This is a genomic window from Dyadobacter sp. NIV53 (genome assembly GCF_019711195.1).
GTDB lineage: Bacteria > Bacteroidota > Bacteroidia > Cytophagales > Spirosomataceae > Dyadobacter.
Genome location: NZ_CP081299.1, coordinates 2,846,153 through 2,861,548, shown reverse-complemented (window position 1 = coordinate 2,861,548; position 15,396 = coordinate 2,846,153). Strand labels below are relative to the sequence as shown.

Annotated in this window: 12 protein-coding genes and 1 tRNA gene; 7 read left to right on the top strand and 6 right to left on the bottom strand. The window is 40.7% G+C overall.

What is annotated here, in order from left to right:
- Positions 1–2: 2 nt before the first annotated feature.
- The 3 genes from KZC02_RS11520 to KZC02_RS11510 form a co-directional block, all read right to left on the bottom strand.
- On the bottom strand, positions 3–2,003 hold the full coding sequence (locus KZC02_RS11520; RefSeq protein WP_221394233.1) for an ATP-binding protein: 2,001 nt from the start codon (positions 2,001–2,003) through the stop codon (positions 3–5).
- A gap of 271 nt (positions 2,004–2,274) precedes the next feature.
- Complete coding sequence (locus tag KZC02_RS11515; protein ID WP_221394232.1) at positions 2,275–3,315, bottom strand: T9SS type A sorting domain-containing protein; 1,041 nt, start codon at positions 3,313–3,315, stop codon at positions 2,275–2,277.
- 19 nt (positions 3,316–3,334) lie between these two features.
- Positions 3,335–6,376 (bottom strand): Ig-like domain-containing protein, encoded by a 3,042-nt coding sequence (locus tag KZC02_RS11510; RefSeq protein WP_221394231.1) that lies wholly within the window; start codon positions 6,374–6,376, stop codon positions 3,335–3,337.
- 410 nt (positions 6,377–6,786) lie between these two features.
- Between KZC02_RS11510 and KZC02_RS11505 the strand changes: the two genes are divergently transcribed.
- Together KZC02_RS11505 and KZC02_RS33310 are read left to right on the top strand one after the other, a co-directional pair.
- Positions 6,787–7,305, top strand: a complete 519-nt coding sequence (locus tag KZC02_RS11505; protein WP_221394230.1) for a response regulator transcription factor — start codon at positions 6,787–6,789, stop codon at positions 7,303–7,305.
- Positions 7,296–7,415, top strand: a complete 120-nt coding sequence (locus tag KZC02_RS33310; protein WP_221395018.1) for a LuxR C-terminal-related transcriptional regulator — start codon at positions 7,296–7,298, stop codon at positions 7,413–7,415. The genes KZC02_RS11505 and KZC02_RS33310 overlap by 10 nt, the downstream gene beginning before the upstream one ends.
- Before the next feature lie 414 nt (positions 7,416–7,829).
- On the opposite strand, the gene KZC02_RS11495 is transcribed toward KZC02_RS33310, so the two are convergent.
- A tRNA-Ile gene (locus KZC02_RS11495) sits at positions 7,830–7,903 on the bottom strand.
- Positions 7,904–8,023: 120 nt separating this feature from the next.
- Between KZC02_RS11495 and KZC02_RS11490 the strand changes: the two genes are divergently transcribed.
- The 4 genes from KZC02_RS11490 to lpxA all read left to right on the top strand — a co-directional run bounded on the left by KZC02_RS11490 (position 8,024) and on the right by lpxA (position 12,682).
- On the top strand, positions 8,024–9,256 hold the full coding sequence (locus KZC02_RS11490; RefSeq protein ID WP_221394229.1) for an HD domain-containing protein: 1,233 nt from the start codon (positions 8,024–8,026) through the stop codon (positions 9,254–9,256).
- Between the two features lie 93 nt (positions 9,257–9,349).
- The gene (gene lpxD, locus KZC02_RS11485) at positions 9,350–10,399 is read left to right on the top strand and encodes a UDP-3-O-(3-hydroxymyristoyl)glucosamine N-acyltransferase (protein ID WP_221394228.1); all 1,050 of its coding nucleotides are present in this window, start codon (positions 9,350–9,352) and stop codon (positions 10,397–10,399) included.
- Positions 10,400–10,487: 88 nt separating this feature from the next.
- Positions 10,488–11,873 (top strand): bifunctional UDP-3-O-[3-hydroxymyristoyl] N-acetylglucosamine deacetylase/3-hydroxyacyl-ACP dehydratase, encoded by a 1,386-nt coding sequence (locus KZC02_RS11480; RefSeq protein WP_221394227.1) that lies wholly within the window; start codon positions 10,488–10,490, stop codon positions 11,871–11,873.
- On the top strand, positions 11,870–12,682 hold the full coding sequence (gene lpxA, locus KZC02_RS11475; RefSeq protein WP_221394226.1) for an acyl-ACP--UDP-N-acetylglucosamine O-acyltransferase: 813 nt from the start codon (positions 11,870–11,872) through the stop codon (positions 12,680–12,682). Before KZC02_RS11480 ends, lpxA begins: the two co-directional genes overlap by 4 nt.
- A 79-nt stretch (positions 12,683–12,761) precedes the next feature.
- Here lpxA and KZC02_RS11470 read toward each other — a convergent pair whose 3' ends face one another.
- Complete coding sequence (locus KZC02_RS11470; protein WP_221394225.1) at positions 12,762–13,556, bottom strand: MOSC domain-containing protein; 795 nt, start codon at positions 13,554–13,556, stop codon at positions 12,762–12,764.
- Positions 13,557–13,770: 214 nt separating this feature from the next.
- On the opposite strand from KZC02_RS11470, the gene KZC02_RS11465 reads away from it, so the two are divergent.
- Positions 13,771–14,334, top strand: a complete 564-nt coding sequence (locus tag KZC02_RS11465) for a Uma2 family endonuclease (RefSeq protein ID WP_221394224.1) — start codon at positions 13,771–13,773, stop codon at positions 14,332–14,334.
- A gap of 27 nt (positions 14,335–14,361) precedes the next feature.
- Here the strand turns inward: KZC02_RS11465 and tsaD are convergent, their stop codons facing one another.
- The gene (tsaD, locus tag KZC02_RS11460) at positions 14,362–15,360 is read right to left on the bottom strand and encodes a tRNA (adenosine(37)-N6)-threonylcarbamoyltransferase complex transferase subunit TsaD (protein ID WP_221394223.1); all 999 of its coding nucleotides are present in this window, start codon (positions 15,358–15,360) and stop codon (positions 14,362–14,364) included.
- Positions 15,361–15,396 lie beyond the last annotated feature (36 nt).

The window sequence follows — 15,396 nt, the reverse complement described above, 5'->3', positions numbered from 1 at the left end:
TATCAGGCAGTTTTTGGAAAACTGCCATAAATTCTGAAACCGGACGTATTGGTTTCTATTTTAATATCTCCACCTAATAACCTTACACGTTCACGCATAGATGCAAGACCTAGTCCAGCTTTCTTTTCAGAGGACATTCCATGACCATTGTCTTTAATTTCAAAAACAATTTCACAATCTTGTTTCAGCACTTTAATTTCCATTTGCGTTGCTCCTGAGTGTTTCAGGCAATTGGCTACTGCTTCTTTTACAACCTTGTATAGTTCGCTATTTTGCTGGGAAGTAATAATTTTATCCAGCAAAGGATCTACTTCTGACTGCACTTTCAGACTGCTACCTACTCCAAAACGTAGTGTCAGATTCTCAACCAATTCCAAAGCATTGTATTCTTCTTTGGCGTTACTTTCATTGAGTTGATGGGTAAAATCCCTGGAACGATCATAGACAGTCTGGACTTCTACCTCAACGTCGGCCAGCAACAATCGGGCTTCTTCTGTTTCAGCTTTGGCTTTCAAATCGGAAATAAGATACCGGACAGCCACCAGGTCACTGCTCACACCATCATGCAGGTTTTTCGAGATTTTTTGCCTTTGGCCAATTATTTCCTGTTCTTTTTCAGTCTGGTGCCGCAGCCTGTCCAGCTCCATTTCCTTTTCCATATCCGACAGTTCTTCCAGCAATCCCAGTCTTTCTGTTTGTTTCCTGGCTATTTGTCTTTTGCTGCTGAGGTAGATTACCAGTGCCAGTATAACCAATATCAATCCAATGAATCCGCCAATAACCATTGTTCTCTTTTGAGCAATGCTGGCCTGCAGTTTCTCAGTTTCAAGCGTTGCGATAGCTGCTTCTTTTTGCGCTACGGAATATTTTTGCTCCGCTTCGAACACTTTTCCTTTTTGGCCGATAACATCTATTGAATCAGTCCATGCCCGAAATTTGACATAATAATCAAGTGCCTTTTTATCATCACCATTCTTTTTATAGTATTGGTATAAAACATTATTACGTTCCTTGTGCGTATAAAAATCTTTTTCGGGAATATTTATCGCAAGTAATGCTCCCAATCCCTCAGCGTTTCCCATAAGAAGAAGCGATGCATTTTTGTAGAGCTCAGGAGCAAATGGCCGGTACAGGCGCGAATTCTTATATTCAGCCGAAAGTGACTTGTCAAAAAAATTAATAGCCTGTTTATAATTTTTTTTGTAATATTCTAAGAATCCCAGGGTTTTGTAGCAGTGAAAATACCAAAATGAACTTTGTGCCTTTTTCGCTATTAGTACCTCTCCAATCAACTTCTTTACCGAATCTGCATACGCTGGTTTTCCTTCCTCGCGAAATAAATAGGAATAAATTCTGGCCTTGGTCAAAAAGCGGTCGGTATAGTCGTTGTTGTCCCACCTGGTCAGTGGTGGCTCGGTTTCTAAAAAGTTATTGAGATAAGGCAATGCCTGATGGTATAAACTTAGCTGGCTGTAAATCTGAAAATAAGCCAGATTAATTCCCCTTGCATCTTCCGGATCATTGTTTATTCTTGCAATGTCAGTAGCCTTGTGTAACATCTCAATGGCCATTTGTGGTTGATTGATTTCGGTATAATACATCGACATATTGATATAGGCATTACACACAATATCCAGCTCAACCTTTTGACTTTTGTCAAACGAAACCAACTTTTCATACCATACAAAAGACGAATCATATTCACCAAACAGTATATAAACGCCTGCAATTGCTTCGGCAAATCTGATTTTTGTAGCGGGATTCGAAACCTTTGCAATAGCCTTTTTCAGATTAACAGCCAGAAGTCGAAAATTATCCTGATGCTGATTCGCAAGAGAAATCGGGGCATTCAAAATGATTTTTATGGCTTCTTGCTCCGTAACGTTTCTTATGTTTTTCGGCTGCAAGGTATCGGGTAGAGCTTTGAATAATCCGTCCGAAATCTGACCATAAGAAATCTGAAACAGGCAATAGAAAACTAATATTAAAAAGTATTTTGTCATGGTAGAAATACAGAAAGCGCTAATCTAAAACTGGCATCATAATGCGAAGACTAGCCGTTCTCATGCGTTATTTATGATATCCGCTTAGTTATACCAAAATTAGCGACGGTGTTCACAATTAAATCCGGTTACTGTTTAGTAATAATTTAGGGTAAACATAGTTTTATTCTGCTTGTGTTACTTTTTTTCATTTGAAAGTAAAAAAGCCCAAATGTGTTTCATCACATTTGAGCTCTTTTTAATTAAATTATAGTGTGGTACTTGTGAATTATTATTTAAGAACAACAAATTTTTTAGTCACAACCTGATTTGCAGAGTTGGTCATTTGGATCAGATGCAAACCATTCCGGAGGTTGTTTATACTAATCTGTCCATCCTGCACTTTGGAAGATGTTTTCAAAACCCCGTTCACATCGAAGATTTTCACCTCTTTGCCTTCCTGTCCGTCAATACTTATAAAAGTTGCAGCCGGATTAGGAAAAACTGCATTGGTTTCTGATTTTCCTTCCAGATCAACGCTACGAATGCGGCTATAAGCATGTGTAGCATCCCTGTCCACCATGTTCAGCCGGTAGTAATTCATGCCTTCACCGGGATTTGCATCGGAGTAAGTATAGTTGTTGGTCACTTTGCTGTCCTTATGGGATTCAACCTTACCTAACACCGACCATGATTTCCCGTTCACACTGTGCTGCACTTCGAAGTAATCACTGTTGACTTCTTCCGTTGTGACCCATGTCAGGTTTACGCCGCTGTTTTCTTTTTGGGCGTTGAAGGAGATCAGGGTTACGGGCAGTGACGGTGTCACTGCCAGCAATGCCGGAGGTAAGGTATTGTTACCAACAAAGTCACCCGTCAAATTCGCTGGCTGCAGCCTCTGGATATTCACAGTTGAGGTATTCGAACCGACTGCAACACCTTTAACAACGATATCAATTTGTCCTCCATCTCCGGGCGTGATTGCAGTATTGAGTACACCTCGAAGTGCCTTAGTTGCAGGATTATAGGTCCAGGTAAAATAATTGGCTGGCAGCCCCGAAACAACCGCCAAGCCTGATTCAGGCTCAGCCGTATATTCCCCGGCATTGGTCAGTGAAACCAATATGGCGATTGAGCCGGGAACGAGGCTTTGAAAATCTCCATTATTTAAAAAGAACAAGGAAAGGGTTGTCGTACCTCCAACCGGTACAGATGCCGCCCCAAAACCAAAAGACGTTATTGCAGGATCGGCGTCATTTTGTGCAAAAGTGTTGCTCAATGTCCCAAAAAAGATCAATAAGCTTAGCACTGTATTTTTAAAAGTTCTAGTCATGATAACGGTTTTATTAGTGTTAGTTTACTGTGTAGGTATTGTTGTCGTCATTGTTAGTAGTAGGAGCTTCGCCGCCACCGGATCCGAACACAATTCGGACACTAAGATTTCCACTTGCATTTGGCAGCCCGATCGCCGTAACTTTTACACCGATCGCCAGAGACCCATTATTCGGAATAGTAACACCAGTATTTGAAGTCAGCACAAAACGGGTTGCTTGTTGCGTTATAGTCCAATTTGAATTATTGACGGCAGTTCCACCAAAGACATCCATCATCGTCGAGCCAGCAGGTATTGAAACCGTGAAATTGGGTGTCATCTTCGGAATATTTATAGTAATTACTCCCGTCGTAGTTGATCCTAAATTGGTGATAATAATTACGTTATCACGGGAAGTGCCTTGTATAAGAGCAGTTCCATCGTTCAGTATAGCAGGCGTCAAATCCGGCACCGCCATTACCATCACATACAGCGTTGCCATCGCACATTTAGAAGGCGACCCGTTATCGCAGGTTTCATAGGTAAAGTGTACGGGCCCTGTAAACCCGGATGACGGTGTAAATGTATAGCTGCCGTCTGCTGCCAATACGAGAGATCCTTTTCCTGTTACTCCGGTACTTTGGGGTGTCACGGATTGGACGTTTCCTTCCACATCGCTGTCATTGGTTTTTACATTCCCACTTACGGTCGTGTTCATCGGCGTACTGATGTAGTCGTCATCAGCAAAAGTACTGTTGGTTTCAGCGGGTGACTTCACGTAAAAACTGGCCGTTGTCGTGGCGCACAATCCACCCGGCATTTCGCAAACCTGGTACGTAGCCACGTACTCTCCGTAAAAACCTGCGGCAGGTGTAAATATGACGTCATTTCCCGAGACGGCAATTGTTCCGGTTGTTGCTGCCGGTGCAGGACTGGTTAAAGTAGGCGCGCCCAGGACTCCGTTGAGATTACCAGTGCCGTCGTTGGTAATTACATGCGAAGTAATTGGCGGTCCACTGCCTGACGCAGCACCCATTCCATAGGCATAATCCGGATTTGCAACCGGTGGATTTGCCGTGTTTTTGTCCAGAACGGTAATCGTTAGTGTTTCAATGGTGCATGGGCTGGAAGGAAAACAAAAGGGAACATCGTAATGATAAACTCCTGGTGTATTGCTTTCAAAAGTGTAACCACCTGTAGCATTCATGGTTAATGTAACCACCGCCCCAGCCGGATTACCTGCCTGTGCTACGGGTGTGCCATAGGAGAACCCAGTTGGCTTAATATCGTTTGTACTCACATCGCCACTTACGGGAACATTGGTGTAAGTAACATTGAAGTCAGGAATTGTAACAAAATCGTCGGTAAAAGAAATACCGGTTGGACAGGAAGAAGGAGTTGGGTTGCCAACGCCACCATCATTGCCCGGTGCCTGATTGCCAAAGGTATTTGGAGCAACAAAACTGTACAGTGCAACAGGCGTATAATCAGAAATTGCGGCAAGCTGTAACGTATTATTGGTAATATTCTGGATGGCGACTCCCGTTCCAAATGCGGCAAAATCACTTCCCTTGATATTAGTCAGCGAGGAATTGTTCCGAATATAATTTTGATAAAATACATTGCCTGACAAATCATTGATTGTACACTTCTGAGCAACCAGTGCTCCTCCCAGCGCGTCAGCGAAAGCCGGATTGTTGTAAGTAGAGTAATTGCCGACGAATTTATTATTTGTCACCGAAAATGTACCGCTCGCAGTGACAGGACGCCCTAATGCCACAGCGCCTCCGCCAGATATGGAAGAGGAAGCACTTGTTGCCGATGCAGAATTTACATAATTTTTGTAAAACACACAGCCGTCAATCGTACTGATCCCCGCGCTTGTAGCCTGAGCGATGGCACCGCCAGCACCGCCTAGCTGGAATGGATCCGTACCACCGCCAGTAGTATAATTCTGGTAAAAATTACTATTCTTAATATGAAGTGTTCCCACCTGGGCGAAAATCGCTCCACCATTGTGACCATTGACCGTAGTTGTATGGTTGTTGTAAAAGGTACTTCGGGTAACATTCAATACAGCATTTGTTGCTGCGGTGCTTCCTATTCCAATAGCCCCTCCTTCAAGTGCTGCAGTGTTGCTACAAAAGTAACTGTCGTTGATATTGTAAAGACTGTTAGCCACAATGGAAATGGCACCTCCCCATGAATTGTTCGATCCAAACGTGTTATTATTGACAAAACTGCAATTATTAATGGTAACCGGAATTTGCCCGGTGCCGCTATGGCCGGAATCCTGAATTACAGAACCTCCCTGTGTACCGTTAGAGTTGTTGGCAAAATAACAGTTGTTCAAAGTAAGGCTACTGGTTCCAGCGGTGAACCTGAACAGAAAAAATAAACCATAACCTGTCGGTCTGTCCTGATTGGAAGATGTAATATCCGTGAAAGTGAAATCTCCCGCAAAAATCGCACCGTTGCTGGCCAGCGAATTAGGACCAAAAATATTGTTGGTAACATTTCCTGCAAGCAGCGTTAAACCTTTGATGGTAACCTTTTTAACAGTCGCTGTGTTGGATGAAAACAATGCGTTTACCCATGAACCCGAACTTCCTGTGATTGTTGTAGTATTGGTAACAGGGTTGTATCCGCTAATATCAGTCCCCGTTGCAGATAGTGGAAAGCCACCCTGGATCAATATATCATCGAAATTCAGTAAAATTGTCAGGTTCCCACCAGGATTATTGGGCATGCTGTAAGACCCAGTTTTGATGTAAATGTGGGTACCCGCAGCCGGTGGCGTTACATATAATGCTGAGAGATAAGTAGTAGCATTCGCAGCATTACCCCAGCCGCCAATTCCATTTGCACTTCCACTGGCTATTGGCGCCAGATAAATATCCGTCGCAAATGAATTAGCAGGAAGAACCGTGGCAACTACAATCCAAAGTAAAAAGCATATAACAGAGCATTTTAAAGTCCTGTATTTGTTACCAAAACCTTTCGGTCCGGGATCATCCTTTGATCTGCATGTGAACAACGATATGGCGCTGACCGATGAGCCATTCTTGTATAAGTGTGTCATAAAAATGTGTGATTTTAGGTATTAATTATTTGAATTGCCGGTAGGGTATCATCAGTTTGCCGGTAAGAGCATGTCAGCTAATTTTTTCAGAGCTATTTACTTGAAATGATAACTTTGGAATGAAATAACATTTCACTTGAAGGTTCATTGATTATACCCTTTTAGCGCGACAAAGATCAGGTTAATTAAAATTAGTTACCATCCTGATAATCATTTATTTACGAACATATCTTTCATGACTTGGCCTGTCATTAAAATTTATTACAGGTGTACTAAAAGCGGACTTTTGGCTAGAGATTGGATTTGAAATATATAATTTTGCAAACTAATACTATTTATCGATTCTGGCTGATGACATTTCGCATACAACTAGCCGGTAATTTCATATTCTTTTTAAAAGTACATTGCCCATGACCATTGCCATTATTGACGATCACAAATTATTGGGACAAACGCTAAAACTGTTACTTGAAAATAACCTGGATAAAACGGACATCAGGGTTTATTCAGAAGCAAATGTTTTTCTTAAAGAGCCATTTACGGATTGGAAACCAGACCTGGTGATCGTTGATTTTTTTATGCCAGGTATGAATGCAATTGAGATGATCACTGTCGTTCAGCCCCGTTTGCCTGAGGCCAAATTTATTATCCTGACTTCTCTGTCTGACACCGCGATGATCAGAGAAGCATTTAGAATTGGAATTTCAGGATACGTTACCAAAGATGCGGCTGATATAGAACTGCTCGAGGCAATAGAAACGGTCATGAAAGGCGGGAAGTACATAAACCTTTCGATGAAAGACAAACTAGTCAATAACATTTTTTCTGACCAGAATGAAGAGTACCGCCTTTCGCCAAGGGAAGAAGAAGTACTAAAAAAATATGTTCGGGAAATACGCCAAAAGAAATTGCTAATCAAATGGGCCTGAGCATTAATACCGTCCAGGAATTTATTAAACGAATGATGAAAAAGATGAAGGTAAACCGGACCACGGATCTCGTAGTGCTGGCAATTAAGACCGGGCTTTATGTGCCTTGAGGTCTTTGGCAGTCGTCTGCTAACTTTTGGGTTTCGACCTTTTTTTGGAATATTTAAATTGAGTCAGGAGCCAACTATCTGCGAAGTAATAACGGTGTTAGTTTCATTTAGCAACAAATAGCTACACTTTTCTTGTTGCCCCCGGCATAAAGAATAATATAAAATTTGTTAAGTCAATAGCCTTAAAATATCAGGCAGCAAATCAGGGATTTTATTAGATATTAAAAAACAGAGTAACATCTGAACAATACAACGTGTTGTATTATACGTTTCCTGTAAGCTTTTAAATATGGCTAATTATGCAAGTGTTTTTCAAGTTTGGCCTAATTCCGGATAAGGAAAATCAAAGTGGCAAATTGTGTATCAAATAAAAAGGACTCACAAGTTTTATCTCGTAAGTCCTTGATTTTCAAGTGGGCCCACCTGGAATCGAACCAGGCACCTACTGATTATGAGTCAGTTGCTCTAACCGAATGAGCTATAGGCCCGTCTCTGTAACAGAGTTTGGAGTGCAAAATTAGTAAAACTCGTTAATTCTCCAAACGATTATCATAAGAATAACTTCTTTTCTCCGTTGGTAGTTTATTATTTTTGTCAAAAAACTTGTTTTGAACAAACGAAAAATTATCAATGACCCGGTTTATGGCTTTATAACCATATGTTCCGATTTGCTGTTTGATCTGGTTGAACATCCTTACTTTCAGAGGTTAAGGCGGATCAAACAGTTAGGATTAGCGGATGTTGTTTATCCGGGAGCTCTGCATACCCGTTTTCATCATGCATTGGGTGCGATGCATCTGATGAGCCAGGCTTTAAAATCTTTGCAGGAAAAGGGCCATCAGATTTGGGATACGGAATCGGAATCTGCACAGGCTGCCATACTTTTACATGATTTGGGGCATGGGCCTTTTTCACATGTACTGGAAAGTGTACTGATGCCAGGCGTTGAGCACGAGTCTGTCACTTTGGTGTTGATGAAAGACCTGAACAAACAAATGAATGGCAAGCTGGATATGGCCATACAAATGTTTGAAGGTACGTACCCTCGAAAATTCTTTCATCAGATGATTTCCAGTCAGCTGGATATGGATCGCATGGATTATCTGAAACGCGACAGTTTTTACACAGGTGTAATTGAAGGCTCTATCGGTGCCGACCGGCTTATCAAAATGCTTGATATCAGTGGGGATCAACTGGTAGTAGAAGAAAAGGGATTATTAAGTATTGAGAATTTTCTGCACGCAAGACGGCTTATGTACTGGCAGGTATATTTGCATAAAACATTGTTGAGTGCACAAGCCATGCTTACCCAGATTTTGTACCGGGCACGGGAATTGTCAAGAAACGGAGAGGTTTTATTTGCAACCCCTGATTTCTCGAAATTCCTGAAAAATACTTACTCACTGATCGATTTTGAATTAGAGCCGGATTTGCTCAAATCTTTCAACGGATTGGATGATAATGACGTATGGGCTTCTGTAAAAGGTTGGACAATACATCATGATCCGGTGCTTTCAACATTAAGTAAAATGTTGCTGGACAGGAAATTATTTAAAATTACATTTATGGATACACCGCCGGATGAAGTGATATTGAGTCCGTTACGTGAAAAACTTTTACAGTCGGGGATTACAGAACAGCAAATGCCCTATTTTTTAGTTACCGGTGTGACCACCAATTGGGCTTATGAAAAAGAACAGGATCCGATACAAGTCCAAATGAAAGATGGTAAATTATTGGATATCGCAGATGCATCCGACATTCCGACCATTGAAGCATTAACCAAGATTGTGCGTAAGTATTATGTATGTTGGGGTAAAAATGTATCTTTGCGTGGTTAGTCAGAATGTAAATTTCTTTCTGAATAAAAATAAGTCTATTTGAAAAATTGCGTTAATTACGTCCAGACACGTTACCAGAAATAGCCGAAAAATATGAAATTTACTGTCAGCGAGATTGCACAAATGCTTGATGGAGTTATTGTTGGAAATGAGGGAATTACGATTAGTTCGGCTGCTAAGATAGAAGAAGGTCAGCCTGGTTGTATATCTTTTCTTGCCAATAATAAGTACGAACCTTATGTCTACACTACACAGTCTTCTGCAGTAATTGTTAACAAAGATTTTATCCCGAAAAAGGAGGTAAATACTACTTTAATATATGTCGATAACGCATATTCTGCATTTACCATTCTTCTGGAAGAATACCAGAAAAGGCTTTCAAAAGTAAAATCAGGAGTAGAACAGCCTAGTTTTTTTGGCGAAAACAGTCAGATGGGTACAGGCGGATACAGAGGAGCTTTTTCCTACATTGGTAAGAATTGTATCATTGGAAATGATGTTATCATATATCCCCATTCTTATTTGGGAGACAATGTTTTAGTTGGTGATAACAGTATCATTCATCCGGGAGTGCGGATTTACGATAATACGGTAATTGGTAAAAACTGTACGGTTTTTGCAAATACAGTGATCGGGAGTGATGGTTTTGGATTTGCACCGCAGCCGGACGGTACTTATAAAACAATTCCTCAGTTAGGTAACGTAATCTTGGAAGATAATGTAAGCGTTGGTGCCAATACCACAATTGATTGCGCCACGATGGGCTCCACAATTATAAGAAAAGGGGCGAAAGTGGATAATCTTGTGCAGATAGCACATAATGTTGAGATTGGAAAAAATACTGTAATTGCAGCCCAATCGGGTGTTTCAGGATCCACACAGATCGGCGAGCAATGTGTGATTGCCGGGCAGGTGGGTATTTCCGGACACCTTTCAATAGCAAATCATACCAAAATCGGTGCCCAGAGTGGTTTAGGTAAATCAATTAAAAAAGAAGGGCTGTCACTTTCCGGCTCACCGGCTCGGGATCTTACGGAACATTTGCGTTCAATGGCTTCAATGAGAAAACTTCCTGATATGGAGGAAAGATTGAAAAGCCTGGAACGCAAAAAAGAGGCTTCTGAAATTCACGAAAGAAATTAGTTTAAAGTAATTTATAATAAGGCAAAGTAAAAGTTCAAAACTTGCATAAGCAAAAACCCGTCGCCTTTAAGTACATAAGGAGAATATAATGAACGAAAAACAGCAAACCATTTCAAAGTCCGTATCCGTTACGGGAGTGGGTTTACATACCGGTGTAGTAGCAACAATGACATTCGTGCCCGCACCGGCCAATTACGGATACAAATTCCAGCGTGTCGATTTACCTGATCAGCCCATTGTAGATGCTGATGTGGATAATGTAGTAGATCTGTCGCGTGGTACAACAATTGAGCAGAATGGTGCACGGATTCATACCGTGGAACATACACTGGCTGCCCTGGTTGGTTTGCAGATTGATAATGTGTTAATTCAGCTGGATGGTCCTGAGCCGCCTATTATGGATGGGAGTTCTATCAAATTTGTAGATGCCTTGACAGATGCAGGGATTGAAGAACAGAACGCATACCGTAATTATTTTGAAGTACCCGAATACGTTCATTACAAAAATGCAGAAACAGAACTGGTAGCTTTGCCTCTTTCTGATTACCGCCTGACTGTAATGGTTGACTACAATTCTACCGTAATAAGTAGTCAGCATGCATCTTTGAATGATATTACTTTATTCAAGGACGATATAGCAAAGTGCAGAACTTTTGTTTTTTTACACGAACTGGAAGCATTATATAAGCAAAACCTGATAAAAGGAGGGGATGTAACCAATGCTATCGTTATCGTTGATCGTGACGTAAAAGATGGAGAACTGGATCATTTGTCACAATTGCTGAATAAACCTAAGGTGAGTGTTGACAAATCAAAGGGAATACTCAACAATGTAGACCTGCATTATCCTAATGAAATGGCAAGGCATAAGCTTCTCGATCTGATTGGAGATCTTGCACTTATCGGCCGTCCTATTAAAGCACAGATATTAGCAGCAAGGCCTGGACATGCTGCTAATGTTGCCCTGGCCAAAAAAATCAAAAAGCTGATTAAATCCGGCAAAGGCAATATTCCTCAATATGATCCGACTAAAAAACCGGTATTTGATATTAACCAGATCGGGCAGTTATTAGCACATCGTTATCCGTTTCAAATGATTGATAAAATCATTGCTTTGGATGAAAACAGTGTTGTTGGTGTAAAAAATGTAACGATTAACGAGCAGTTTTTTTTAGGTCATTTTCCCGGCAACCCCGTAATGCCAGGTGTTTTGCAATTAGAAGCAATGGCTCAGACTGGCGGTATTCTGGTATTGACGAGTGTTCCAGACCCTGATAATTACTGGCCTTACCTGATCGGAATTGACGCATGTCGTTTCCGTCGCAATGTGTTTCCGGGTGATACCGTTATATTTAAATGTGAATTTACCTCTCCGATGAAAAGGGGTATTGTAAAGATGAGCGGCCGTGGATATGTTTCCGGGCAGCTAGTATGTGAAGCAGACATGATCGCAAGCTTGGTAAAGAAAAAATGACACAATCGTTAGCATATATTCATTCTGATGCTAAGATTAGCCAGAATGTAGAAATTGAACCTTTTGCGATGATCCACAAAGATGTGGAAATAGGTGAAGGTACCTGGATAGGCTCGCATGCCGTTATCAATTCCGGTGCCCGTATTGGTAAAAACTGCCGTATTTATCCTGGTGCTGTAATTTCAGCTACACCGCAGGATTTAAAATATAATAATGAGTATACCTTAACAATTATTGGTGATAATACCACGATCCGGGAATATGCAACCATTAGCCGGGGAACGGAAGAGCACTGGAAAACAGTCGTAGGTGCCGATTGCCTGATTATGGCTTATGCACACGTAGCACATGATTGCCGGGTTGGGAATAACTGCATTATTGGTAATAATGTACAAATGGCAGGTCACGTTCACGTTGGAGAATACGCTATTATCAGTGCATTAAGTGCTGTTCATCAGTTTGTTAAAATAGGGTCGCATGCTTTTGTTTCCGGCGCTTCGCTGGTTCGTAAAGATGTTCCTCCATTTACCAAAGCAGCGCGTGAGCCTATTTCCTACGCGGGAATCAACTCAGTAGGATTGCGCAGACGTGGTTACAGCAATGAAAAGATCGTGGACATTCAGAATATTTACCGTTATATCTACATGCGTGGCCTCAATAATGCTGAGGCTTTACAGAAGGTCGAACTGGAATTGCCGCCATCTAATGAAAGAGATGTCATTATTAATTTCATACGTAATTCTGAAAGAGGAATTATGAAAAGTCCATTTCAGTCAAACGGAACAGGAGAGTCTGAAGCGCAGCCTTAAGGATTTCGGATATTGCAACATATTATTAAAAAACCTGCTCATACCAAGTGGGTTTTTTAATGTGCACCAAGTCAGTTTTTTACAGAAGTATTAGCCGGTCTCCTTCATTTATTTTACCAAAATCCCTGGCTACAACATTTTGCCCAAAAAGTATTTTATTATTTACTCTCCTATACGTAGCCAGTGTTTTTAAAGGTTCAGGCCCTTTTCCACCGGTTTCCGGGTCAACAGTTGTAAGTACACAACGGGCACATGGTTTAACAATGTCAAATTGTATATTTCCAATCTGGACTGACTTCCACCCGTCTTCTTCATGAGGAGTAGTACCGGTCACAACAAAATTGGGTCGGAAACGCTTCATTTCAATCGGTTCCGCTAAACGGCTGTTCAATTGATCCAGAGATGCCTGAGAGATGATCAGAAAAGGAAAGCCATCCGCAAAACTTACGTTTTCTTCATTTTTTGCATATCTTGGATCCGCCTTACGTTCAGCGGATTCAGGCATGATAACCAGTCTGACATTTCTTTCTAACACATCACTTAGCCATTTATCTGCTTCGTCACTTACGGTTAAAGCATCCGTTTCGTCGTCCCAAATTGTTACGGTTAAAGGATTGGCAGATATGGGTTGAAAAGGAACTGAAATCTGGTTATTGTTTTCCGGCCGGTAGGAAAGTACAAGACTATCGGAAAGGAGTTCTACATCAATCAGAGCCATTTTATGGAAACTACGCTGGGTAACAAACACGCCGTTTTCGTCAATAATCATCCAGCGGCGATCGTATTTTAAACCCTTTTCTTCAACTTCTGCATGGGTAAGACGGATGCCGGAAAGAGATTTAACAGGATAAATCCATATTTCTGAAAGGGTCATTTGTAGTGGTAATTATGTAGGTAAGTGTTTAAAGAAAAATAAATATACAGCTTAAGAAAGTTTTCAATTACTTTTTCAAATTTTCTATTGGACGAATTACTCCGGAACAAATCATAAATTGTATATGAATAAGAGTTTTCCAATATTTTGTTAATTGTTTTATCTTTGAATAAAAGTACCTTAATTTTCAACGCAAAAGAAACATCATATAACTATGATTAAGGCTTCTCATAATGTAAATCAATCACCTCGTACACTCGAAGAATTCCTGATATGGGAGCCTAATGACGGCTTCAAATATGAGTGGAATGACGGCGAGCTCATTAAATTTACAGGAATGAAAAAGAAGCAATATTATATTTATGATGTGTTGAATTTACTCTTTATTGAAAAGGGATACTACAAGAATGGATCCATAATGGTGGAGCCAGACGTAATGTTAACAGGAGTCCAAATGCGTCGTCCGGATATTGCTTATTTTACAAGAGAACAGGTTTATCAGGGACGTGATGGTGTGGATGTGATACCTGAATTCATAATTGAGATCATTTCTGAAACAGATCAGCTTTATAAAATTGAAGATAAGCTAACAGAATATTTTAAAGCAGGCGTAAAAGTGGTTTGGAATATAGTCCCAAACCACGAAATTGTTTATGTCTATACTTCTCGTAAAAATGTTAAAATTTGCACCGATGACGATGTATGTTCTGCCGCTTCTGTATTACCTGAATTTCAAATCAAAGTGAGCGAAATGTTCGTCGTCCCAACAACAGTTTAGTTTTGAAATATCAATTACTATAATAATTCAAAACTCCATCCTTGCGGCAGGGCTCACTGTCTGATCGCAAAAATCATTGATAAGATATTTATATTCAGCTGCCATGGCAATCATTGCAGCATTGTCGGTACAGTATTCGAATTCAGGGATATACACCTTCCAAGCTAGCTTTTCTCCAAGTTCAATTAATGATTTCCGTAATCCTGAATTAGCTGATACACCACCGGCAATAGCAATTTCTTTAATTCCGGTTTCTTTTGAGGCTTTTTTTAATTTTAGTAAAAGGATATTGACCAAAGTATGCTGAATGCTGGCGCAGATATCTTTGATGTTTTCTGCTATAAAATCAGGATTCTGGCGGACCTGCTTTTGCAGAAAATACATAAATGAAGTTTTTATACCGCTAAAAGAAAAATCAAGTCCCGGCATTTCGGGAAGGGGAAAAGTGTATGCAACCGGATTCCCCTCTTTGGCGTATTTATCAATTAAAGGCCCGCCCGGATAAGGCAGATCAAGTAATTTGGCAGTTTTATCAAATGCTTCACCAACGGCATCATCCTTGGTTTCACCCAATATTTCCATTTCCAGCGGACTGGTTACTCTTATAATCTGCGTATGTCCGCCGCTTACGGTAAGGCAAAGAAACGGAAATTGTGGTTTTGGATCTTCTATAAAATGTGCAAGAACATGCGCCTGCATGTGGTTAATCTCAATTAATGGTATGTCGAGGCCGAGTGCCATGGATTTAGCAAATGAAGTTCCTACCAATAAAGCACCTAATAAACCCGGGCCTTTTGTAAATGCGATGGCATCAAGGTCATTTTTTGTTACTTTTGCATCATTCAAAGCCTTCTCAACTACGGGTAATATATGTTGTTGATGGGCCCGCGAAGCTAATTCAGGAACTACACCGCCATATTGTGTATGAATGAGTTGTGTAGCAACAACATTAGAGCGAATTTTGCCGTTAGATAAAACAGCTGCTGAGGTTTCGTCACAGGACGATTCAATAGCAAGAATATTCATAATTTTGAAAAATATTGGCAAAAATAAGCAATTAAC